15 protein-coding genes are annotated in these 22200 nt (G+C 73.9%); 10 read left to right on the forward strand and 5 right to left on the reverse strand.

Annotation, left to right across the window (positions count from 1 at the left end):
- Nucleotides 1-123: 123 nt before the first annotated feature.
- Complete coding sequence (gene polA / locus V9U70_RS03060; RefSeq protein WP_336672854.1) at nt 124-2835, forward strand: DNA polymerase I; 2712 nt, start codon at nt 124-126, stop codon at nt 2833-2835.
- Between the two features lie 294 nt (nt 2836-3129).
- Here the strand turns inward: polA and V9U70_RS03065 are convergent, their stop codons facing one another.
- On the reverse strand, nt 3130-4002 hold the full coding sequence (locus tag V9U70_RS03065; protein WP_336672855.1) for a DUF4184 family protein: 873 nt from the start codon (nt 4000-4002) through the stop codon (nt 3130-3132).
- 188 nt (nt 4003-4190) lie between these two features.
- Here V9U70_RS03065 and V9U70_RS03070 point away from each other — a divergent pair, with 188 nt between their 5' ends.
- Nucleotides 4191-6089 (forward strand): lytic transglycosylase domain-containing protein, encoded by a 1899-nt coding sequence (locus V9U70_RS03070; protein WP_336672856.1) that lies wholly within the window; start codon nt 4191-4193, stop codon nt 6087-6089.
- A gap of 109 nt (nt 6090-6198) precedes the next feature.
- Here the strand turns inward: V9U70_RS03070 and hrpB are convergent, their stop codons facing one another.
- Nucleotides 6199-8712 (reverse strand): ATP-dependent helicase HrpB, encoded by a 2514-nt coding sequence (gene hrpB / locus V9U70_RS03075; RefSeq protein ID WP_336672857.1) that lies wholly within the window; start codon nt 8710-8712, stop codon nt 6199-6201.
- 58 nt (nt 8713-8770) lie between these two features.
- Nucleotides 8771-9604 carry a class I SAM-dependent methyltransferase gene (locus tag V9U70_RS03080; RefSeq protein WP_336672858.1) on the reverse strand — a complete coding sequence of 278 codons (834 nt, stop codon included), beginning with the start codon at nt 9602-9604 and terminating at the stop codon, nt 8771-8773.
- 412 nt (nt 9605-10016) lie between these two features.
- On the opposite strand from V9U70_RS03080, the gene rpsA reads away from it, so the two are divergent.
- Complete coding sequence (gene rpsA, locus V9U70_RS03085; RefSeq protein WP_336672859.1) at nt 10017-11540, forward strand: 30S ribosomal protein S1; 1524 nt, start codon at nt 10017-10019, stop codon at nt 11538-11540.
- 99 nt (nt 11541-11639) lie between these two features.
- Here rpsA and V9U70_RS03090 read toward each other — a convergent pair whose 3' ends face one another.
- Nucleotides 11640-12602: a right-handed parallel beta-helix repeat-containing protein gene (locus V9U70_RS03090; protein ID WP_336672860.1), complete on the reverse strand. Its 963-nt coding sequence runs from the start codon at nt 12600-12602 to the stop codon at nt 11640-11642.
- Between the two features lie 301 nt (nt 12603-12903).
- Here V9U70_RS03090 and V9U70_RS03095 point away from each other — a divergent pair, with 301 nt between their 5' ends.
- The 4 genes from V9U70_RS03095 to V9U70_RS03110 all read left to right on the forward strand — a co-directional run bounded on the left by V9U70_RS03095 (nt 12904) and on the right by V9U70_RS03110 (nt 15638).
- Entirely contained in the window at nt 12904-13842 is a 939-nt protein-coding gene (locus V9U70_RS03095; protein WP_336672861.1) for a PAC2 family protein, read from the forward strand.
- A 163-nt stretch (nt 13843-14005) separates the two neighbouring features.
- A complete protein-coding gene (coaE, locus tag V9U70_RS03100; protein WP_336672862.1) occupies nt 14006-14608 on the forward strand; it encodes a dephospho-CoA kinase in 603 nt (200 codons plus the stop codon).
- A 263-nt stretch (nt 14609-14871) separates the two neighbouring features.
- Nucleotides 14872-15240 carry a tetratricopeptide repeat protein gene (locus V9U70_RS03105; RefSeq protein ID WP_336672863.1) on the forward strand — a complete coding sequence of 123 codons (369 nt, stop codon included), beginning with the start codon at nt 14872-14874 and terminating at the stop codon, nt 15238-15240.
- A gap of 83 nt (nt 15241-15323) precedes the next feature.
- Nucleotides 15324-15638: a hypothetical protein gene (locus tag V9U70_RS03110; RefSeq protein ID WP_336672864.1), complete on the forward strand. Its 315-nt coding sequence runs from the start codon at nt 15324-15326 to the stop codon at nt 15636-15638.
- Between the two features lie 272 nt (nt 15639-15910).
- Here V9U70_RS03110 and V9U70_RS03115 read toward each other — a convergent pair whose 3' ends face one another.
- Nucleotides 15911-16267, reverse strand: coding sequence for a hypothetical protein (locus V9U70_RS03115; RefSeq protein WP_336672865.1), 357 nt, complete (start codon nt 16265-16267; stop codon nt 15911-15913).
- A 224-nt stretch (nt 16268-16491) separates the two neighbouring features.
- Here V9U70_RS03115 and V9U70_RS03120 point away from each other — a divergent pair, with 224 nt between their 5' ends.
- The 3 genes from V9U70_RS03120 to V9U70_RS03130 all read left to right on the forward strand — a co-directional run bounded on the left by V9U70_RS03120 (nt 16492) and on the right by V9U70_RS03130 (nt 22158).
- Nucleotides 16492-17562, forward strand: a complete 1071-nt coding sequence (locus tag V9U70_RS03120; protein WP_336672866.1) for an SPFH domain-containing protein — start codon at nt 16492-16494, stop codon at nt 17560-17562.
- Nucleotides 17563-17740: 178 nt separating this feature from the next.
- Entirely contained in the window at nt 17741-20824 is a 3084-nt protein-coding gene (locus V9U70_RS03125) for a DEAD/DEAH box helicase (RefSeq protein WP_336672867.1), read from the forward strand.
- On the forward strand, nt 20821-22158 hold the full coding sequence (locus V9U70_RS03130) for an SWIM zinc finger family protein (protein WP_336672868.1): 1338 nt from the start codon (nt 20821-20823) through the stop codon (nt 22156-22158). Before V9U70_RS03125 ends, V9U70_RS03130 begins: the two co-directional genes overlap by 4 nt.
- Nucleotides 22159-22200 lie beyond the last annotated feature (42 nt).

Genomic DNA, 22200 nt, shown 5'->3' on the forward strand with positions numbered 1-22200 from the left:
TGCGGTCGATCCTGCCACGCGCCCCCGGCGTTCCACCCGGCCGGGCGCGTGCCGCGCGGGGCCGACGGCCGTGCCGGGCTGCGCCGGTCCGGATTGTCAGTGGTCCGTGGCAGGATCGGGGGCGTGGCTGAGACGGCATCGAAGAAGACGGCAGACAACCGACCGCGCCTGCTCCTCATGGATGGGCACTCCCTGGCGTACCGGGCGTTCTTCGCCCTGCCCGCGGAGAATTTCACGACCGGCGCGGGACAGCCGACGAATGCCGTGTACGGCTTCATGTCGATGCTGGCGAACACGCTGCGTGACGAGGCGCCGACACATTTCGCGGTGGCGTTCGACGTGTCGCGCAAGACGTGGCGTGCGCGGGAGTTCCCGGAGTACAAGGCGAACCGCTCCAAGACCCCCGACGAGTTCAAGGGGCAGGTCGAGCTGATCGGCGAGCTGCTCGACGCGATGCACGCGGACCGGTTCGCCGTCGACGGGTTCGAGGCGGACGACGTCATCGCGACGTTGGCGACCCAGGCGGAGGCGGCGGGTTTCGAGGTGCTGATCGTCACCGGCGACCGGGACTCCTTCCAGCTGATCACGGAGAACGTGACGGTGCTCTATCCGACCAAGGGGGTCTCCGAGCTGACCCGGTTCACCCCGGAGAAGGTCGTGGAGAAGTACGGGCTCACGCCCCAGCAGTATCCGGACTTCGCGGCGCTGCGCGGCGACCCGTCGGACAATCTTCCGGGCATCCCGGGGGTCGGTGAGAAGACGGCCGCGAAGTGGATCAACCAGTTCGGTTCGTTCGCGGAGCTGGTCGAGCGGGCCGAGGAGGTCAAGGGCAAGGCCGGACAGAACTTCCGGGACCATCTGGAGGCGGTGAAGATGAACCGCGTGCTGACCGAGATGGTCCGCGACGTGGAGCTGCCGAAGGCCCCGGCCGAGCTGGCGCGCGCCCCGTACGACCGCACGGCGGTCACGGGTGTCCTGGACGTCCTGGAGATCCGCAACCCGAGCCTGCGGGAGCGGCTGCTGGCCGTCGACCCGGGGGCGGCCGAGTCCGAGGCGCCCGCGCCCGCGGCGGGCATCGAGCTCGACGGCGTCGTCCTCGCCTCCGGGCAGGTCGCCCCGTGGCTGGAGGCGCGCGGTGCGCAGCCGCTCGGAGTGATGACGGTGGACACCTGGGCGCTGGGGAGCGGCACGGTCACCGAGGTCGCGCTCGCCGCCGCCGACGGCGCGGCCGCCTGGCTGGACCCGACCCAGCTCGACGAGGCAGACGAGCAGGCGTTCGCCGCCTGGGCCGCGGACCCGCGGCGGCCGAAGGTCCTGCACAACGCCAAGAACGTGATGCGGGTCTTCCCCGAGATGGGCTGGCGGCTCGAAGGCGTCACGATGGACACCGGGCTCGCCGCGTATCTGGTGAAGCCGGGGCGTCGTTCGTTCGCCCTGGACGCGCTGGCCGTGGAGTATCTGGGCCGGGAGCTGGCGCCTGCCGCCGCCTCCGACGGCCAGCTGGCCTTCGGTGCGGACGACCGGGCCGAGGCGGACGCGCTGATGGCGCAGGCCCGCGCCGTGCTCGACCTGGGGGAGGCGTTCACGACCCGGCTGAAGGAGGTGGGCGCGGCGGAGCTGCTGCATGACATGGAGCTGCCGACCTCGATCCTCCTGGCCCGTCTGGAGCGGCACGGGATCGCCGCGGACCGGGCGCATCTGGAGGGTATGGAGCAGCAGTTCGCCGGGACCGTCCAGCAGGCGGTCAAGGAGGCGCATGCCGCGGTGGGCCGTGAGTTCAACCTCGGTTCGCCCAAGCAGCTCCAGGAGATCCTCTTCGGCGAGCTGGGCCTGCCGAAGACGAAGAAGACCAAGACGGGATACACGACGGACGCGGACGCGTTGGCGTGGCTGGCCGCGCAGACCGAGCACGAGTTGCCGGTCCTGATGCTGCGCCACCGTGAGCAGGCGAAGCTGCGGGTCACCGTCGAGGGTCTGGTCAAGACGATCGCCGCCGACGGCCGTATCCACACCACGTTCAACCAGACGGTGGCGGCGACCGGCCGGCTCTCCTCCACCGAGCCGAACCTGCAGAACATCCCCGTCCGCACGGACGAGGGACGGGCGATCCGCCGGGGCTTCGTGGTCGGCGAGGGCTTCGAGTCGCTGATGACGGCGGACTACAGCCAGATCGAGCTGCGGGTGATGGCGCACCTCTCCGAGGACGCCGGGCTGATCCAGGCGTTCACCTCGGGTGAGGACCTGCACACCACGGTCGCCTCGCAGGTCTTCGGCGTGGGGAAGTCGGCCGTCGACGCGGAGATGCGCCGCAAGATCAAGGCCATGTCGTACGGCCTGGCGTACGGGTTGTCGGCGTTCGGGCTCTCCCAGCAGCTGAACATCGACCCGGCCGAGGCCCGGGTGCTGATGGACACCTACTTCGAGCGGTTCGGCGGGGTGCGGGACTATCTCCACCGGGTCGTCGAGGAGGCCAGGGCCACGGGGTACACCGAGACGATCCTGGGCCGCCGCCGCTATCTCCCCGACCTGAACAGCGACAACCGCCAGCGCCGCGAGGCGGCGGAGCGGATGGCGCTCAACGCGCCGATCCAGGGCACGGCCGCGGACATCGTGAAGGTGGCGATGCTGCGGGTGGACCGGGCGCTGACAGAGGCGGAGCTGACGTCGCGGATGCTGCTCCAGGTCCATGACGAAATCGTCCTGGAGATCGCTCGGGGGGAGCGGCAGCGCGTGGAGGAGATCCTGCGCCACGAGATGGCGCACGCGGTCGAGCTGCGCGCCCCGCTGGACGTGTCGGTCGGTGTCGGCCCGGACTGGGAGTCGGCCGCGCACTGAGTCACGGGGGAGGAGGCCGGAGCCGGGCGCGGCCTGCCCGCGCACGGGCCACGGGCGGGCCCCGCGGCACGTCACCGGCCCCGCAGGCGGGAAGGCGCGGCAGGTCCAGGACGGGGGCGGGGGCGCGGGGCGAGTCACGGGCGGGCCGCCACCGAGGGCGAGCCCGTGAGAGGGCGGCCCCGCGCCACGAACCGCCGGCGTAGGCGGCCTCCCGTCCCCCTCCGGGCGGGTGCCCCCGTCCTTCTCCGGGCGGGCGGGCGCGCCCCTTCTGGTCCCGGGTCGGCGGGTGCTTCCCTACCTCCGGTCGGCGGGCGCTTCGGCCCGCGCCTTCTCCCGCGGAGGCGTGGGCCGCTCAGGCGTCCCGCGCCCGCCCCGGAGCAGCCGCACCCACACCCCGTACAGCAGCAGCCCCGCCGCCAGTCCGGCGCCGGCGCCGAAGCAGGCGGTGGGGATGATGTCGAGGGGGGTGTCGATGCGCCCGAAGTGGGCGTACCAGCGGGCGCACCGGTGGCCGATGCCGAGCAGCACGCACAGGGTGAGCAGGCCGACCGCGCCCCGCCGCTCCCGGCGCCCGAGGGCCGGGACCGCCTGCGGCGGCGCGGCTGCCCCGGCCCGCCGCAGCCCGGTGACGAGGAACCAGCCGATGACCCCGAGGGCGAGTGCCGAACTGCCGTACTGGACCAGCTGGAACAGCGGGAAGCCGCCGACGCTCCGGCTGAGCACCGGCACCAGCTCCGTGCCCCACCGGCTGTGATGGGTGAACGCGTCCCACACCACGTGGGTGGCCGCGCCGAGCGCCGCCGAGACGGCGAAGCACAGCCAGGCGGACGGCCCGAACGAGGCGCGGGTCCATCGCCGGCCCCGCACGAAGGCGTGGGCCCGGCCCTGGGCACGGAGCGGCAGCAACGCCGTCAGCGGCTCGCGCAGCAGTGCCCACACCGCCACCAGCGCCGCGGTGATCAGTACGTTCACGGTGACCACGCCGAGAAAGGTGTGGGTGAAGGAGCCGAACTCCATCGCCCCGGGGATCGCCGTGTCCGCGAAGTAGGTGATGTCGGGTGCGAACGAACCTGCGACGAGCGCCGAGGGGTACAGCGGCAGGCGGGCGGTCCCGTCGCGGCGGATCGCCGGGAGCACAGCGGCGGCATGACTGAGCGTGAACGGCATGGCGGCAAGTATGCGGGACCGTTCGGGCACTGTTCCGCGACCGACCGGACACCTCGTCCCCGGCAATGTGAGAAAACAGTAAGAAGCGGTCAGGGGCCGGTGTTCGAAGGTCACAGGGCGCCGTAGGGTCGCGGGAGTCCTTGCGCTGGGGAGCGCGAGCAGCCTTCGAGGGGGAGGGACCGCAACGCATGACAGCGCACATTCGTCGACGTCTGCGCAAGGGGGCCACGACCACTGCCGTGGCGGCGGCCGCCGTGGCGGCGCTCGCGGCCTCGCAGGCCCCGGCGTCGCCCCTGACCGAGACGTCCGCGGGCGGCGGCGACCAGCAGGCGGCCGGTGACGGGACCGGCTCCGACGGCAGCGCCGCGACCGGCAACTCGCCGTACTACACCGATCTGCCGCCCCTGGTCACGCCCGACAAGCCCGGCTCCTCCAGCAATCTGCCGATGACCGGCGGGGCGGAAGCCGGCATACCGGCGTCGATCCTGGCCGCGTACAAGCAGGCCGAGCAGACCGTCGCGGGCACCGACCCCGCCTGCCGGCTGCCCTGGCAGCTCCTCGCGGCGATCGGCAAGGTGGAGTCCGGCCAGGCCCGCGGCGGGCGCGTCGACGCGAACGGCACCACCCTCTCCCCGATCCTCGGCCCGGCCCTCAACGGCCAGGGCTTCGCACTGATCAAGGACACCGACGGCGGGGCGTACGACCAGGACGCGGTCCACGACCGCGCGGTCGGCCCGATGCAGTTCATCCCGTCGACCTGGGCGGCCTGGGGCCAGGACGCGAACGCCGACGGCCGCAAGGACCCCAACAACATCCACGACGCCGCGCTCGCCGCCGGACGCTACCTCTGCGCCAACGACCGCGACCTGGCGGTGGCGGCCGACCTCGACCGGGCCGTGCTGAGCTACAACCGGTCGACGGAGTACCTGCGGACGGTCCGCTCCTGGCTCTCCTTCTACCAGCGCGGTACGCACGAGGTGCCCGACGGCACAGGTGTCCTGCCCACGGCCCCGAGCATCCCGTCCGGCCCCTCGCCGAGCCCGAACCCCGGCCCGAGCACCGAACCGACGCCCCGCCCGAAGCCGTCCCCGGCCAAGCCGGGCGGCACGAAGCCGAGCCCCGGCCCCACCGAGCCCGGCGACGGCTCCACGACCCCGCCCACGAAGCCGACCCCGCCCACCAAGCCGACCCCGCCCACGAAGCCGAAGCCCTCCGAGACCTTCGGCTCCCTGGAGAACGCGGGCACCGGCCCGCTGCGGGCCACCGCGGGCGAGACGTTCGACGAGCGGATCGCCGTCCGGGCCCGCAACGCCCTCGGCTCCCCGCTCGCCGGTGTGCCCGTGACCTTCACCGTCACCGGCGACACCGGGACCCGCTTCGCGGGCGGCGGGAAGACCGTCACGGTCACCACCGGAGCAGGCGGCACCGCCACGGCGCCGGAACTCCGGGCGGGCGAGAGGGCCGGCGAGTTCACGGTGACCGCCGTCGCGGGCGCCGTCAGGCCCCGCACCCTGACCTACGCGGCGACTGTCACCGCCCGCCGGGCCGACGCGATCGTCCGGACCGACCCCCAGGCGCTCGTCGCCGCGCCCGGCACCCGGTTCGCGGACGCCGTCACGGTCAGGGCGACGTACGAAGACGCCGCCGCGGCCGGAGTGGCGGTCACCGCCACCATGGTCACCGACGACCCGAAGCCCGCCGAGAACCAGAAGGGCCCGTACTTCAAGAAGGACGCGGCAGGCCAGCCCGTCCGCACGCTCACGGACCTGACGACGGACGACGACGGCCTGCTCCGGCTCCCGGCGATCTTCGCCGACGACACGGAGGGCACGTACAAGCTGCTCCTCACCACCATGGGCGGCGCCACCCTCCTCATCGAACTCACCGTTCAGGCGCCGGCCCCGGAAGAGACCGAACCTCCCGAGGAGACCGAGCGCCCGGAGGAGACGGAGTCCCCCCAGAAGCCGCAGAGCCCTGAGGCGACCGGTACCCCGGAAGGAAACGAGTCCTCGGCGCCGGCCCCGGGGAAGACCGGTGCTCCTGAGGCGACCGCGGCACCCAAGGAGACCGGGGCCTCCGCGGCCTGATCCGTACGCGTTCCGACAGCCCCCGCGACCGGCCGGCGCGGGGGCTGACCGCGTCGGCTCCGCCTCGCGCCCGCCCGGGCCGCTCCGCGTCCCTGTCGCCGGGCGCCTCTCAACCGCCGTCCCGCTTGAGCCGCGCCGAGGTGAACCGTGTCGCCGCCACGCTCGTCGGGTCCTCGGGCCAGGGGTGCTTCGGGTACCGGCCGCGCAGCTCCGCCCGCACGGCGCGGTAGCCCTCCTGCCAGAACGACGCCAGATCGGCGGTGACCGCCGCGGGCCGCCCGGCGGGGGAGAGCAGGTGCACCAGGACCGGCACCCCGGCCACCCGGGGCGTCTCCCGCAGCCCGAACAGCTCCTGGAGTTTCACCGCCAGCACGGGCTGCTCCCCGCCGTACTCCACCCGGACACGCGAACCGCTCGGCACCTCGATCCGCTCCGGCGCAAGCTCGTCCAGGCGCGCGGCCTCACCCGTCGCCCACGGCAGCAGCCGCCGCAGCGCTTGGCCCGCGTCGATCCGGCCCAGGTCCGACCGCCGCCGGGCCCGGGACAGCTCCGGCTCCAGCCAGGCCTCCGGCTCCGCTGCCAGCGCCTGTTCTGACACGTCCGGCCACGGCGGCCCCAGCACCCGGTGCAAGAACGCCAGCCGCAACCGCGTCTGCTCACCGTCGCGGGTCCAGCGCAGCAGCCCGAGCCCGTCGCGCCGGAGCCCTTCCACCAGGGCCCCGCGCACCAGCTCCGCGTCCGGCTGCCTCAACGGCCGCACCGCCAGCTCCACCGCCCCGAGCCGGTCCACCGACCGGGCCGCCACCTCGCCGTCCGCCCAGCGGACCTCCTCGCCCCGCACCCGCAGATGCCCGGCGGCCAGCCGCGCCGTGTCCTCGTCGATCACCGCCGCCCATCGCACCCGCGCGGAGGCGGAGTGCGCCGGCCGGTCCGCGACCGCCACGGCCAGCCACGGCGCACTGCGCAGCCGCGACCCGCCCCGCAGCTCCGCGCCCGTCCCCGACACCATCAGGAACGCACCGTCGCCCCGCGCCCGTGCCACCCGCTCCGGGAACGCCAGCGCGGCGACCAGGCCGACGACGGCATCGTCCGTGCCCGCCCCGCCGGCGGCGCGACCCCCGCCCTCCACCGCGGACGACAGCCGCCGCACCTCCTGCCGCCAGCGGCCCGCGTACCCGTCCTGGCCCCGGCGGGCGGTGCGCAGCGCCGCGGCCAGGTCGTCCCCGTACTCCCTCGGAGGTTCCTCGCTCAGCAACGCCACCGCCTCCGCGGCCCGCCGCGCCCCGGCCTCCCGGGCGCCGTCCAGGAGCGCCCGCGCCAGCCGGGGGTGCAGCCCGAGCCGCGCCATGCGTACGCCCCGGTCGGTGACCCGCCCGTCACCGCCGACGGCACCGATCGCCGTCAGCACCTCGCGGGCCGCGCCCATCGCACCGGCGGGCGGCGGGTCCAGCAGAGCGAGCGAGGAGGCATCCGGGTCGCCCCAGCACGCTGCCTGGAGCGCGAACGCCGCCAGGTCGGCGACCTTGATCTCCGGGGCCGGGAAGCGCGCGAGCCGTCCGTCCTCCGCCTGCTCCCAGCACCGGTACACGGTCCCCGGCCCCTCCCGCCCCGCCCGCCCGGCGCGCTGCCGGCCGGACGCTCGGGAGGCCCGTACCGTCGTCAGGGCGCTCAGGCCCCGGGCGTGGTCGGTACGGGGCTCCCTGGCGAGGCCCGCGTCGACGACGACCCGCACGCCCGGCACCGTCAGCGACGACTCCGCCACCGAGGTCGCCAGCACCACCCGGCGCTCCCCCGAGGAGCCGGCCAGCACCGCGTCCTGCACGGCGGCCGGGGCCCGCCCGTGCGCCTGGAGCACTTCGGCGGCGATCCCCGAGAGCTGCCCCGCCACCCGCGCGATCTCCCCGACGCCGGGAAGGAAGCACAGCACATCGCCCTCCCGTTCCGCGAGCGCCCGCCGCACCGTGGCCGCCACATGCGTCAGCAGCGCGGGGTCGACGCGCATCCCGTGCGGCGGGGCGACCGGCCGCGCGGGCGGCGCCCAGACCACCTCCACCGGATGGGACACCCCCTCGGCCTCGACCACCGGGGCGTCCCCGAGCAGCCGCGCCCAACCCTCCGCGTCCGTCGTCGCCGACGCCGCCACCAGCCGCAGGTCGGGCCGGATCGTCTCCCGTACGTCCAGGAGGAAGGCAGCGACCGTGTCCGCGTCCAGGTGCCGCTCGTGGCACTCGTCGATGATCACGGCGTCCACCCCGGCCAGTTCCTGGTCCCGCTGGAGCCGTTGGAGCAGCACCCCGGTGGTCACGACCTCCACCACCGTGTCCCGGCCCACCAGGCGTTCGCCGCGCACGGTGAAGCCGACCCGGCCGCCCGGCCGCTCGCCCAGCAGCCAGGCCATCCGCCGGGCCGCCGCCCGTGCGGCGATCCGGCGCGGCTCCGCGACCACGACGCGGCGCATCGGGCCCTGGCCGGTCAGCCCGGCCAGGACCAGCGGGACGAGAGTCGTCTTGCCGGTGCCGGGAGGGGCGCACAGGACGGCGACGCCCCGGTCGTCGAGAGCACGACGCAGAGCGGGCACGGCGGTGCGGACGGGCAGTCGGTCCAGGTCTTCGGTGCGGATCACGCCCCCAGTGTCGTACGGGTCCGGCGCGGCCCGGCCCCACGAGCGCGGCGGGGCCGGCTCAGTCCCGCTCGCACACGAAGATCGCCGTGCCCGGGATCAGGTTGCCGCGCAGCGGGGACCAGCCTCCCCACTCCTGGTCGTTCCAGGCGGGCCACTCCGGCTCCACCAGGTCGACCAGCCGGAAACCACCCGCCACCACGTCCCGCACCCGGTCCCCGAGGGTGCGGTGGTGCTCCACGTAGACGGCGTCGCCCCGCTCGTCCTGCTCGACGTAGGGGACGCGGTCGAAGTAGGAGGCGGCGACGGACAGGCCCTCCGGCCCCGGCTCGTCCGGGAAGGCCCAGCGGATCGGATGCGTCACGGAGAAGACCCAGCGCCCACCGGGCCGCAGCACCCGGTGCACCTCGCGGAAGACCCGCACGGGCTCGGCGACGAACGGCACCGCGCCGTACGCGGAGCAGGCGAGGTCGAAGGCCCCGTCCCGGAACGGGAGCCGCCCGGCGTCGGCCTCGACGAGCGGGATTCCCCCGCCGATGCGCAGCGCGTGCTGGAGCTGGCGGTGGGAGAGGTCGAGCGCCACCGGACGGGCCCCCCGCGCGGCCAGCCACCGCGAGCACTGGGCTGCCCCGGCGCCGATCTCCAGGACGTCACGGCCCACGAGGGAGCAGGCCGGTCCCAGCAGGGCGGCCTCCTCCTCGTCCAGACCCTCGGGGCCCCAGACGAAGCGGTCGTCCCCGAGGAAGCCGCCGTGGTCGAGCTGGTAGGCGTCGGCGTTCCGGTCCCACCAGCCGCGGCTGGCCCGGCTGCTCTCCGCGTCGTCCGCCGTGCGGCGGGTGGCCTCTGGCTCGGCCCCGGGGTCGAAGGGGTCGGTCCCGCTGATCTCTTGGCTCATCGTGCCCGCCGTTGTAGTTTGCCTTCACTCGCCGCACGCGGTACGTACCAAGGGGACGTGCCGCGGGGGTGCGGACGCGTGTCCGCGACGCCTTGCCGTATCGTATTCGGGCCGACAGGCCCTCGGTGAGCGTGAGTTGCGCCGGGTTCGGGGCGGTGTGCCCTGGGTGGGCGCGTTCGCGCATTGACCCTGTCCGGCTGCCCCCGTATGCTACAAGTTGCGCTGCGAGCCTGCGCGCCTCAGACCTAGCAGGCCGCGCTCGCGTCTGTTGCATGTCCCCTCGGTTGTCGAGGCGTTCTCCCGGAGATCCGGGCGGGGCGTTTTCCAGGCTGTCCGGCTTCTGCAGAGGCGATACGGGCTTTCGGCGTAGCAGTACCTACGACTCTCTGTCCGTACCGGAGCCCTTTCCCACATGACGAGCAGCACCGAGACCACCGCCACCACTCCGCAGGTTGCGGTCAACGACATCGGCGACGCGGACGCGTTCCTCGCGGCGATCGACGAGACGATCAAGTACTTCAACGACGGCGACATCGTTGACGGTGTCATCGTCAAGGTTGACCGGGACGAGGTTCTCCTCGACATCGGTTACAAGACCGAAGGCGTCATCCCGAGCCGCGAGCTCTCGATCAAGCACGACGTCGACCCGAACGAGGTCGTCAAGGTCGGCGACGAGATCGAGGCCCTGGTTCTCCAGAAGGAGGACAAGGAAGGCCGCCTGATCCTCTCGAAGAAGCGCGCTCAGTACGAGCGTGCCTGGGGCACCATCGAGAAGATCAAGGAAGAAGACGGCATCGTCACCGGTACCGTCATCGAGGTCGTCAAGGGTGGTCTCATCCTCGACATCGGCCTCCGCGGCTTCCTCCCGGCGTCGCTCGTCGAGATGCGTCGTGTCCGCGACCTCCAGCCCTACGTGGGCAAGGAGCTCGAGGCGAAGATCATCGAGCTGGACAAGAACCGCAACAACGTGGTCCTGTCCCGCCGCGCCTGGCTCGAGCAGACCCAGTCCGAGGTGCGCCAGACGTTCCTCACCACCCTGCAGAAGGGTCAGGTCCGCTCCGGCGTCGTCTCCTCGATCGTCAACTTCGGCGCCTTCGTGGATCTGGGCGGCGTCGACGGTCTCGTGCACGTCTCCGAGCTGTCCTGGAAGCACATCGACCACCCCTCCGAGGTCGTCGAGGTCGGTCAGGAAGTCACCGTCGAGGTCCTCGACGTCGACATGGACCGCGAGCGCGTCTCCCTGTCGCTCAAGGCGACGCAGGAAGACCCGTGGCAGCAGTTCGCCCGGACGCACCAGATCGGTCAGGTCGTCCCGGGTAAGGTCACCAAGCTCGTTCCGTTCGGTGCGTTCGTCCGCGTCGACGAGGGCATCGAGGGTCTGGTCCACATCTCCGAGCTGGCCGAGCGCCACGTGGAGATTCCGGAGCAGGTCGTCCAGGTCAACGACGAGATCTTCGTCAAGGTCATCGACATCGACCTCGAGCGCCGTCGCATCAGCCTCTCGCTGAAGCAGGCCAACGAGTCCTTCGGTGGCGACCCGGCCGCGGTCGAGTTCGACCCGACGCTGTACGGCATGGCCGCGTCGTACGACGACCAGGGCAACTACATCTACCCCGAGGGCTTCGACCCCGAGACCAACGACTGGCTCGAGGGCTACGAGGCACAGCGCGAGGTCTGGGAGACCCAGTACGCCGAGGCGCAGCAGCGCTTCGAGCAGCACCAGGCCCAGGTCATCAAGTCCCGCGAGGCCGACGAGGCTGCTGCTGCCGAGGGCGCTGCCGCCCCGGCCGGCGCTGCTCCGGCCGCCTCCGGCTCCAGCGGTGGCGGTGGCGGTGGCGGCTCGTACTCCTCGGAGTCGGCGGACAACTCCGGCGCCCTGGCGTCGGACGAGGCCCTGGCCGCGCTGCGTGAGAAGCTCGCGGGCGGCCAGAGCTGAGGCTCTGACCCCGGCGGCTCCTCGGCTGCGGTAGTTGTGGAGCGTTGACATGAGGCCCGTCCCCTTCGGGGGGCGGGCCTCATGCGTGGTCGCGGCCGGTCAGGGGGTGACGGCGATGTTGGTCAGCCCCTTGCCGCCGGTGACCGTGTTGCTCGCGTAAACCGTGGTGCGGCAGTCGGGGCTGTCGTTGGTGACGTTGATGGCGAGTTGTTTGCCGCCGGTGGCACCGGACAGGTCCGAGGCGTTGTCACGGAAGACGGTCCCGCAGCCCCACCCGCGCTGCTGGGTGTGGGTCTCGTAGCCGTTGGCGGTGGTGCGGGAGCCTTTGTTGCCCTCGACCAGGACGTCGTTGCCCTTCACATCGACCCAGGAGTCGTCGTAGTTGGCCCCGGTGAGCCCGCTGCCGTCGAACGTGTTGCCGATGACACGGGCGCCGGTGGTGCCCTCCTTGATGTCGATGTTCTCTCCGCCGACCCCGGGCCCGATGGTGTTGCCGATGATCAGGGCGTTGTCGCTCCGGTCGGAGAGGTCGCCGGCCGACCCGACGTACACCCCCTCGCCCATCCCGCGCCCGTTGCGCCCCGTGTCGTGGATGCGGGAGTTCTTCAGCACCCCGTTCCGGCTGGACCCGCGGAAGTGGACGCCCTCCATGTCCAGACCGTGCACGGTCACGGAGTCGATGACCACGCCGTCCGCCGCGTCGGTCATGATGCCCTTCTGGCCGCCCGTGACCGTGACGCCCCGGACCGTCCAGTACGAAGCCCCGTTGAGGTGCAGCCCGTAGCCGCCGCCCGCGGTCAGCACGGCCCCGCTGGAGCCGGTGAGCGTGATCCGGGCTTCGGCCGTGCCGGGCCTGGTGGCCTTGAAGTTCCCGCCGTACGTGCCGTCGGCGAGCCGGATCGTATCGCCGGGGGAGGCGGCGGCGAGCGCCGACTTCAGCTGGGACGCGGTGCGCACGTCGATGACGGCCGCCGCGTTCGCGGGCCCGGCGCCTGCCAGGGTCAGGCCTCCTGTGGCGAGCGCGGCGGCGAGCAGGGCGGTGAGAGGAGTGCGGGGGCGCATGGGGGGTGCCTTCCCGTCGAGAGGGGCGAGGGGTCCCGTATCCGCATACGGAGGGTGTCCCTGCGTGGGTCGCCCAGTGACGGTAGGGACGGCCGGGAGACGCGTCAAGGTCCAAACCAGGACGGCCGGGCGGCGGGGAGCGCGGCAGGAGAGACGGAGCGGGCGCCGTACGGAGAGACACGGGGCGGGGGTGCGGAGGCCTGACGTGCCGTGAAACCGCCGCGCCGGGAAAGTGCGGGCGGGGGAATGCCCGTGCGGCCAGGGACGTTCTTCCCTAGGAACACGAGGAGGAGCGGTAACCGTGCCTGATCCGCAGAGTTTGTACGAATGGGAGCCCAAGGGCCTGGCGGTCGTCGACATGGCGTTGGCCCAGGAGTCGGCCGGCCTGGTCATGCTCTACCACTTCGAGGGGTACATCGACGCGGGCGAGACCGGCGAGCAGATCGTCGACGGCCTGCTCGAAACCCTGCCCCACCAGGTCGTCGCCCGCTTCGACCACGACCGGCTCGTCGACTACCGCGCACGGCGTCCGCTGCTGACCTTCCGACGGGACCGCTGGGCCTCCTTCGAGGCGCCGACGCTGGAGGTCCGGGTCGTCCAGGACGCCACCGGGGCGCCGTTCCTGCTGCTGTCGGGCCCGGAGCCGGATGTGGAGTGGGAGCGGTTCGCCGCGGCCGTCGAGCAGATCGTCGAGCGTCTCGGCGTCCGCCTCGCGGTCAACTTCCACGGCATCCCGATGGGTGTCCCGCACACCCGCCCCGTCGGCATCACGCCGCACGGCAACCGCACGGACCTGATGCCGGGTCACCGCAGCCCGTTCGAGGAGGCGCAGGTGCCGGGTTCGGCCGAGGCGCTCATCGAGTACCGGCTGATGGAGTCCGGTCACGACGTCCTCGGGGTCGCCGCCCACGTGCCGCACTATGTCGCCCGGTCGTCCTACCCTGACGCGGCGCTGACCGCGCTGGAGGCGATCACCGCGGCGACCGGTCTCGTGCTGCCCGCCCTGGCGCACGCCCTGCGGACCGAGGCCCACCGCACCCAGACCGAGATCGACCGCCAGATCGGTCAGGGCGACGAGGAGCTGGTCTCTCTCGTCGAGGGCCTGGAGCACCAGTACGACGCGGTCGCCGGCTCCGAGACGCGGGGGAATCTCGTGGCGGAATCCGTCGACCTGCCGTCCGCCGACGAGATCGGCCAGGAGTTCGAACGCTTTCTCGCGGAGCGGGAGGGCGACGGCTGAACCGTGGGCCGTGCCGCGCGAGGTCCGGTGCGCGTCGATCGCACACCGGGGACGGGCCTCGGACGCCTCTCGGCGACGCGGAGAGCGCGTGTGCCGGACATCACGCGGTGGGCGGGCGCGGGCGGGAGTGGGGCGGCCCGGCCCCAGCCCGTAGGCTGCGGCCATGCTGAAGGTGGGCCTGACCGGCGGGATCGGCGCCGGCAAAAGCGAAGTGTCGCGGATGCTCGTGGAGTACGGCGCCGTGCTGATCGACTCCGATCGGATCGCCCGCGAGGTCGTCGAGCCGGGGACGCCCGGACTCGCAGCCGTCGTCGAGGAGTTCGGACCGGGCGTCCTGACCCCCGAGGGCGCCCTGGACCGCCCGGCGCTCGGCGCGCTCGTCTTCGCCGACGCGGACCGTCTGGCCGCGCTCAACGCGATCGTGCACCCCCTGGTCGGAGCCCGCGCGGCCGAGCGGGAGCGGGCCGCGTCGCCGGACGCCGTCGTCGTCCACGACGTCCCGCTCCTCACCGAGAACGGGCTCGCACCGCTGTACGACGTGGTCGTGGTCGTGGACGCCTCCGCCGAGACCCAGCTCGACCGGCTCGTACGGCTGCGCGGAATGACCGGGTCCGACGCCCGCGCCAGGATGGCGGCCCAGGCGACGCGAGAACAGCGCCGGGCGGTGGCGGATCTGATCGTGGACAACGACGGGCCGCTGGAGGCGCTGGAACCCCAGGTCCGCGAGGTCTGGCGGGAACTGGTCCGCAGGGCCGCCACCGACTGAACCGCCGTCGCCGGCCGTCTCGCCGCGTTCGCCGCTGACCGGCACCGCCCGCTGCCGGACGCCGACGGCGTCGCCGCGCCGTCCGTCCCTGCCGTGGACGCCGGGGGACGGGGCGAGCGGCGGAATACCAGGGCCCGGCACGGATGTTGGACACACGCGAGCGAGGGCAGGAGGCGCGCCGGCGAGGAAAGGGCGCGCGTGGACAGGAGAGGGACACGCGTGAGCAGGGGAAAGGCGCGCGTGAGCGAAGGAAGGACGCTGCTGTGCCCGAGAACAACCCCGAAACCCATGTCATCGATTTCCGCGCGGCCGAGCAACTGCTCGACGCCCGGGACCCGCAGGGCGCGGTCAAGCTGCTCGACTCGGTGATCGCCGCCCATCCCGAGAACACCGCGGCCCGGCTGCTGCGCGCCCGCGCCTTTTTCGCTGCCGCCCAACTCCGCCCGGCCGAGCTGGAGTTCGAGCTGGTGCTGGAGCGTGAGCCGGACAACGCGTTCGCCCACTTCGCGCTGGCCCGCACCTTCGAGCGGGCCGGACGCCCGGCGCAGGCGATCCGGCACTTCCGCCTCGCGGCGGCGCTCGACCCGAAGCCGGACTACCTCCGGGCGGCGAGATTCGACGAGGACGGCTGAGGCTCCGGCACCCGCGGCCCTCGGCCGGCCGGCCCGGGGAGCGACGGTCCTGTAGTGGCTCGGGCGCTGAAGAGGGGGGTGGCATGGGCGGGTTTCTGAAGCGACGGCCTGTACGGGGCAGGCTCGTGATCGCGGCGCTCTGTCTGACGACGCTCGCCGCGGCGAGCTGGTGCCTGGGCGAGCTGGTCGGCGCCGACGCGCCGCGGCCTCCGCTGTGGGATCTCGGAAGCGCGGGCCCCCGGGTGGCTTCGTACGCGTACGCCGCGGCTGCCGGGTCCTGGGGGGCCGCGCGTGTCTGCCTCGCGCTGGTCGGCCTGCTCCTGGCAGGAGAATGTGCCGCGCACGTCATGGCGGCCCTCCGCAGAGGCGTCCGGCGGGGCGGCAGCCCGGCGTCCTGAGGCCGTGGAACGCGGTCCGCGGCGGCCCTCCCGCACGCGACCCGTCGGAGCCCCCGCGGGCGGGGCCCGCGCGGCGGCAAAGTTCGCCCCGCGTCTCGTGGCGGCCGGGATGTCGGCGGACCGCGTCCCCACCGGCGGCGGCGCCTGGGCGCCGGCCCCGTGGCAGCCCGACCGTCCGGCCACCGACCGCTCGTCGGGCCGGTCGCTCGCCGTGTTGCCGGGTCGACGCCGCGCAAGTCGCCCGGCTGTCCGGCGTGAGTCGCGCACGCCGCTCAGTGCACGAAGCGGTAACTGCGCCACGGCTCGCCGCTCTCGGGCACCACATCGCTGAACGAGGTCGCGACGTACGTCGTACCGCCGCCGCTGCAGTCGCGTGTGGGGTACAGGACGATGTCGACGAGCGTCCCGTTCTCGATCTCGTGGGCCCCGGCCGGCGCCAGCTGGTGGCAGCCGCGCACCGACGGGCTGTGCACCGTCGTCTCCGCCTCCTGCTCCGTCGTGTACGTCACCGGCCCGACCGCCGTGCGGCCGAGCCCGGAGCAGCCCGCGACGGCGAGGGCGAGGAGCGAAGCTCCGGCGGCGGTGCCCAGACGTCGTCGTCGGCGGTGAACGGTCGCGGTCACGGACATGGGCGGGGTCCTCGTCTGCTCGTCCGGCTCATCGGTACGTCGGGGAGACGTGCTGGCGCTGGCCACCCTGCCCGCTCGGGTCCGTACCGGCATTCCCTGCGCGGCCGACCGGGCGAGGGCCCGAGCCGCAGAAGGTTCACCCTACCGCCAAACGGGGCATAACCTATTAAAGGTGCCTAGAGTGCTCATCTGTTTTCCGCTCCCACTCCTGTCAGGGGGCTGTGATGGTTCAGGAGCTAGTGACCGCAGCGATCGTGGTGGCCTGCCTCGGAGGGGTGTACCTGGCCGCGGCGGCACGCGTGATCCGGCAGTACGAGCGAGGCGTCGTGCTGCGACTGGGCAGACTGCGGGACGAGATCCGCCGTCCGGGCTTCACCCTGGTCGTTCCGGCGGTGGACCGATTGCACAAGGTCAACATGCAGATCGTCACCATGCCGGTGCCCGCCCAGGACGGCATCACCCGCGACAACGTCACGGTGCGGGTCGACGCGGTCATCTACTTCAAGGTGGTCGACCCGACCAGCGCCGTCATCGCGGTGGAGGACTACCGGTTCGCCGTGTCGCAGATGGCCCAGACCTCGCTCCGGTCGATCATCGGCAAGAGCGACCTCGACGACCTGCTGTCCAACCGCGAGAAGCTGAACCAGGGGCTGGAGGTGATGATCGACAGCCCGGCGGTCAGCTGGGGCGTGCAGATCGACCGGGTGGAGATCAAGGACGTCTCGCTTCCGGAGACGATGAAACGTTCCATGGCCCGCCAGGCGGAGGCCGACCGGGAACGGCGCGCCAGGGTGATCAACGCCGACGCCGAGCTCCAGGCTTCCAAGAAGCTGGCCCAGGCGGCGGGCGAGATGTCCGCGCAGCCCTCGGCGCTCCAACTGCGGCTGTTGCAGACCGTGGTCGCCGTCGCGGCGGAGAAGAACTCCACTCTGGTCCTGCCCTTCCCCGTGGAGCTGCTCCGGTTCCTGGAACGGGCGCAGCAGCCGGCGGACCGGGAGGCGGCGACGGGCCGGGTCCGGCAGCCGCCGCCGGCGGACGACGCCGGAGCGGGGCCGACTCCCCGGGGGACCCCGCCGGAGATCGCCGGAGGACAGACGTCTCCCGACGAGCCGGCCCCGCAGGCGCCGGGCCCGGTAGGGCGAGCCCCCGGCGCGGCGGCTGCCGACGGTCGGCCTGCGGCGGAGCCGCCCCCCGGGGACGCGCGACCCGCCGAGCAGCGGCCTCCGCGGACAGGGGCTTCGCGGACGCGGGTCTCGGAGGACCAATCCGCGTCACCACCGTTCGCCCGTCACTGAGCGTGGTGGCGGGTTACCCGTCATGTGCCCTCTCCCCGGCGACAGCGGCGTCTCGCCCGGCCCTGAGCTGGGGCGACGCTGCCGCCGCGGGCGTTGTCAGACCTCCCGCCTAGACTCACCGGGCCAGCACATTCCGTGCTGGAGGACTCGACCCGTCGGGCGGAAGGGGGTGGCGGACATGACAGCAGGCCCGCGGCAGGGCCAGGAGCCGGTGCGTGGGACGCCGGCCCCGGACACCGAGCAGCCGGTGGGCCGAGCGCCCGACGCCGGCGGGCGGCATGCGGACATCGGCCGTCTGCTGCGGTGCGCGGCCCTCTTCCTGCCCGGACGGGTGCCCCGGGAGGGGCACGTCGCCTTCTGGGACCCGCATGCGGACGGCGACCGGCCACGAGGCGACGCGCCGGGGCGGGAGGGCAGTTCCTTCGTCTACGCCGACACCTCCGGGCAGCCCGACACCGTGTCCTGCACCGCCACCGAGCTCACGGTCGTCCGGCCGGACGCGGCGGGGGGCCCGCGGGGCGTCCGCGGCACGATGACGCCGGCCATGCTGGTGCCCGTGGCCGACGCGCTGCCCGTGCTCCTCAGAGCACGCCACCAGGCGTCCGCCCACCCCGCCGCCCGCGCGTGGGGTGCGGCCGCGGCCCACGCCCTCCACCTCGTCGCCCGCGGCAGGCTGCTGCCCGGACTCACGGCGGAGGGACACGACGCCTGGCGGGCGGGCCCGCGGGACGCCGAGGACGTCGCCCATCTGCGCGCCGTCGCCGCCGCCCTGCCGCCCGAGGGCCACGCGGTCCCCGTCCCGGCCTCCGACCCGCCGAGGCTTCCCGATCCTGAGGCCCTCGTCGGCGCCTTCCTGGACGCCGTCGCCGACGCCCTGCCGCGCACCCCCGCCGCCGGCTTCGCGATGGGCAGGCCGTTCGCCGCCCAAGAGGTCCAGCACCTGCCGCACGCCGCCGCCTGGGCCGTCGAGGTGGCCTCCGGGCTGGACGCGGGCGTGCGGATCTCGTTGCGCCTGGACCTCTCGGCGTACGAGCTGTTCGACACCGCCGACACCTACGCCGTCACGGCGGCCCGCGCGGACGCGCCTGGCGCCGGGGCTCCCCGGGCGTCCGGCGCTTCGGAGCCGGCGGGGCGTCCGGACGACCCGGCGGTCCGCCATGCCGCCGCGGCCGTCGTGCAGGTGCACAGCCTCGCCGACCCGACGTATGTGGTGGACGCCGCCGCGCTGTGGAGCGGCGGGGCCGGCGAGCCCTTCGGCCCGCGCGCCCGGGTCGACGCCGTGCTGGCGCTGCGCCGCGCCGCCCGCCTCTGGGCCCCGCTGGAGCGGCTGCTGGAACAGCCGGTCCCCGACGTGCTCGCGATCACGGAGGACGAGCTGTACGAGCTGCTGAGCGACGCCGGAGCCCGGCTGGCCGCCGCCGGCGTCGGTGTGCACTGGCCGCGGGAGCTGGCCCGTTCGCTCACCGCCGCCGCCGTCGTGCGGCCCGCCCCCGGATCGGCCACCGACGGCACCTCGTTCTTCGACGCCGAGCAGCTCTTCACCTTCGACTGGCAGCTGTCCCTGGGGGAGGAGCGGCTGACCGAGGCCGAGATGGACGTCCTGGCCGAGGCCCACCGGCCGGTGGTACGGCTGCGCGACCAGTGGGTCGTCGTCGACCCCGACCTCGTGCGCAAGGCACGCAAGCGGGAGCTGGGGCTCCTCGATCCGGTGGACGCGCTGGCCGTGGCCCTCACCGGCACCGCCGAGGTGGACGGCGAGCAGGTGGACGCCGTCCCGGCCGGGGCCCTCGCCGCCCTTCGGACACGCGTCCTCGCCGACGACACGACCATCGCGCCGCCGCCCGGACTCGCCGCGACCCTGCGCGACTACCAACTGCGCGGCCTGGCCTGGCTGGACCGGATGACCTCCCTCGGCCTCGGCGGATGCCTCGCCGACGACATGGGCCTCGGCAAGACCATCACCCTCATCGCCCTCCATCTGCACCGTGCGCACCCCTCGCCGACCCTGGTGGTCTGCCCCGCGTCCCTCCTCGGCAACTGGCACCGCGAGATCAACCGCTTCGCCCCCGGCGTCCCGGTGCGCCGCTTCCACGGCACGGACCGGACCCTGAGCGACCTCGACGCAGGCTTCGTCCTGACGACGTACGGCACGATGCGCTCCAGCGCCGCCCAGCTCGCGGAGCAGAGCTGGGGCCTGGTCGTCGCGGACGAGGCCCAGCACGTCAAGAACCCGTACTCCTCCACGGCGAAGGCGCTGCGCACCCTGCCCTCCCCGGCCCGGGTCGCCCTCACAGGCACCCCGGTCGAGAACAACCTCTCCGAGCTGTGGGCGCTGCTCGACTGGACCACGCCCGGACTGCTCGGCCCGCTCAAGGCGTTCCGGGCGCGGCACGCCCGGGTCGTGGAGAACACCGGCACGGCCGCGGGCCTGGGCAACGAGGAAGCGGCGCTGCGGCTGGCCCGGCTGGTCCGCCCGTTCCTCCTGCGGCGCAAGAAGTCCGACCCCGGCATCGCCCCCGAGCTGCCGCCCAAGACGGAGACCGACCACCCCGTCGCCCTCACCCGCGAGCAGGCCACGCTGTACGAGGCCGCCGTCCGCGAGACGATGGCGCGGATCGAGGAGGCGGAGGGCATCGCCCGCCGGGGGCTGGTGATGAAGCTGCTGTCCTCCCTCAAGCAGATCTGCAACCACCCCGCCCAGTATCTGAAGGAGGAGCCCACCCGGCTCACGGGCCGCTCCGGCAAGCTCGCCCTGCTGGACGAGCTCCTCGACACGATCCTGTCGGAGGACGGTTCCGTCCTGATCTTCACCCAGTACGTGACGATGGCGAAGCTTCTCTCCGCCCACCTCACCTCCCGCGCGATCCCCTCCCAGCTCCTGCACGGCGGTACGCCGGTACCCGAGCGGGAGCGGATGGTGGACCGCTTCCAGTCCGCCGAGGTCCCCGTCTTCCTGCTCTCCCTCAAGGCGGCGGGCACCGGGCTGAACCTGACCCGTGCCGCCCACGTCATCCACTACGACCGCTGGTGGAACCCGGCCGTCGAGGAGCAGGCCACCGACCGCGCCTACCGGATCGGCCAGACCCAGCCCGTGCAGGTCCACCGGATCGTCGCGGAGGGCACGGTCGAGGACCGGATCGCCGAGCTGCTGGAGTCCAAGCGGGCCCTGGCGGACGCGGTGCTGGGCGGCGGGGAGAGCGCCCTGACCGAGCTCAGCGACCGTGACCTCGCCGACCTCGTCTCCCTGCGGAGGCCCGCATGAGTCCGCGCACCGCGCCCCGTCCGGCCCCACGCCCGCGGCCGGGCCCCGACGACCTGCGGCGTACCTTCGAAGCGGTGCCCGCCCGCACGTCGGCCGAGGGGGAGCCCTTCGCGGACAGCTGGTGGGGCCGGGCCTGGGTGGGCGCCCTGGAGTCGCTCTCTGCGGACGAGGCGCGGCTGGCCCGGGGCCGCGCGTACGCGGACGGCGGCCATGTCGCCGCGGTCACCGTCACCCCCGGCCGTGTCGTCGCCTATGTGCACGGCAGCCGCGCCCGCCCCTACCGCGCCGAACTCCGTCTGCGCCCGCTCACCGACGCCGGCTGGGACGCCCTGCTCGACGCGGTGGCCGCCCGGCCCGGCCACCTCTCCGCGCTGCTGGCGAAGGAGATGCCGCACTCGCTGGCGGCGACCGCGGAGCAGGTCGGCGCCCGGCTGCTCCCCGCCGCGGGCGATCTCGACCCCAGCTGCTCCTGCCCCGACCACGGGCGGCCCTGCAAACACGTCGCCGCCCTCTGCTTCCAAGCCGCCCGGCTGCTCGACAGCGACCCTTTCGTCCTGCTCCTCATGCGCGGCAGGGGCGAGCGCGAGCTGCTGGACGAGCTGGGCCGGCGCAACGCCGAGCTCTCCGCCCTGGAGCGCCCCGCCGCCCCCGCGGCCCCGTCGGTCGCGGCCGACGACGCCTACGCCCGGCGCTTCCTGCCCCCGCTGCCGCCGCCCCTGCCCGTACCGCCGCACCCCGGCCAGCCGCCGTCGTACCCGGATCTGCCCGGTGCCCGCGACCCGCTGGGCCTGGACCACCTCGCCACCGACGCGGCCGCCCGCGCCCACGCCCTGCTGACCACGGGCCGGGACCCGCTGGCCGGGCTCACCGCGTGGCAGGACGCGGTCCGGCTCGCCGCCTCGCGCCCGACCGCCGGGCTCACCGCCACCACCCGCGCGCTCTACCGGGAGCTGGCCTACGCCACCGGCCGCACCACCACCGACCTCGCCCGCGCCGTCGCCGCCTGGCGTCAGGGCGGCGCCGCGGGGCTCGCGGTGCTGGAGACCCCGTGGGAGCCGCCCGCCGGCCCCTTCGACCGGGCCCGGCCCGCACTGGCCGCCGCGGGCTTCCCGCGCTTCACGCCCGGGCACAACCGGCTCACCCATCCGACCGGTTCACTCCAGCTCCGCTTCGGCCACGACGGCCGGTGGTACGGCTACGAGTCCGACCGCGGAGCCGACGACTGGTGGCCGCGCGCCGCGCCGGACCCCGACCCGGTGGCCGTCCTCGAAGCGCTGCTGGCCCAGGACGCCGCCGCGTCCGCGACCTGCCCGGACCCTCCCTACGTCAGGTAGGCCTCAGGACGCCGCCGGGCGCCCGGGACCGGCCCCCCGGCG

It is taken from the genome of Streptomyces pratensis (genome assembly GCF_037137275.1).
GTDB lineage: Bacteria > Actinomycetota > Actinomycetes > Streptomycetales > Streptomycetaceae > Streptomyces > Streptomyces pratensis_B.

Excerpts from the sequence above, each read along its gene's own strand:
- V9U70_RS03115 (WP_336672865.1), bottom strand. The coding sequence starts at position 16,267 with ATGTCCGTGACCGCGACCGTTCACCGCCGACGACGACGTCTGGGCACC.
- V9U70_RS03110 (WP_336672864.1), top strand. The coding sequence starts at position 15,324 with ATGGGCGGGTTTCTGAAGCGACGGCCTGTACGGGGCAGGCTCGTGATC.
- V9U70_RS03065 (WP_336672855.1), bottom strand. The coding sequence starts at position 4,002 with ATGCCGTTCACGCTCAGTCATGCCGCCGCTGTGCTCCCGGCGATCCGC.
- rpsA (WP_336672859.1), top strand. The coding sequence starts at position 10,017 with ATGACGAGCAGCACCGAGACCACCGCCACCACTCCGCAGGTTGCGGTC.
- V9U70_RS03120 (WP_336672866.1), top strand. The coding sequence starts at position 16,492 with ATGGTTCAGGAGCTAGTGACCGCAGCGATCGTGGTGGCCTGCCTCGGA.
- V9U70_RS03125 (WP_336672867.1), top strand. The coding sequence starts at position 17,741 with ATGACAGCAGGCCCGCGGCAGGGCCAGGAGCCGGTGCGTGGGACGCCG.
- coaE (WP_336672862.1), top strand. The coding sequence starts at position 14,006 with ATGCTGAAGGTGGGCCTGACCGGCGGGATCGGCGCCGGCAAAAGCGAA.
- V9U70_RS03070 (WP_336672856.1), top strand. The coding sequence starts at position 4,191 with ATGACAGCGCACATTCGTCGACGTCTGCGCAAGGGGGCCACGACCACT.
- V9U70_RS03130 (WP_336672868.1), top strand. The coding sequence starts at position 20,821 with ATGAGTCCGCGCACCGCGCCCCGTCCGGCCCCACGCCCGCGGCCGGGC.
- V9U70_RS03090 (WP_336672860.1), bottom strand. The coding sequence starts at position 12,602 with ATGCGCCCCCGCACTCCTCTCACCGCCCTGCTCGCCGCCGCGCTCGCC.
- V9U70_RS03080 (WP_336672858.1), bottom strand. The coding sequence starts at position 9,604 with ATGAGCCAAGAGATCAGCGGGACCGACCCCTTCGACCCCGGGGCCGAG.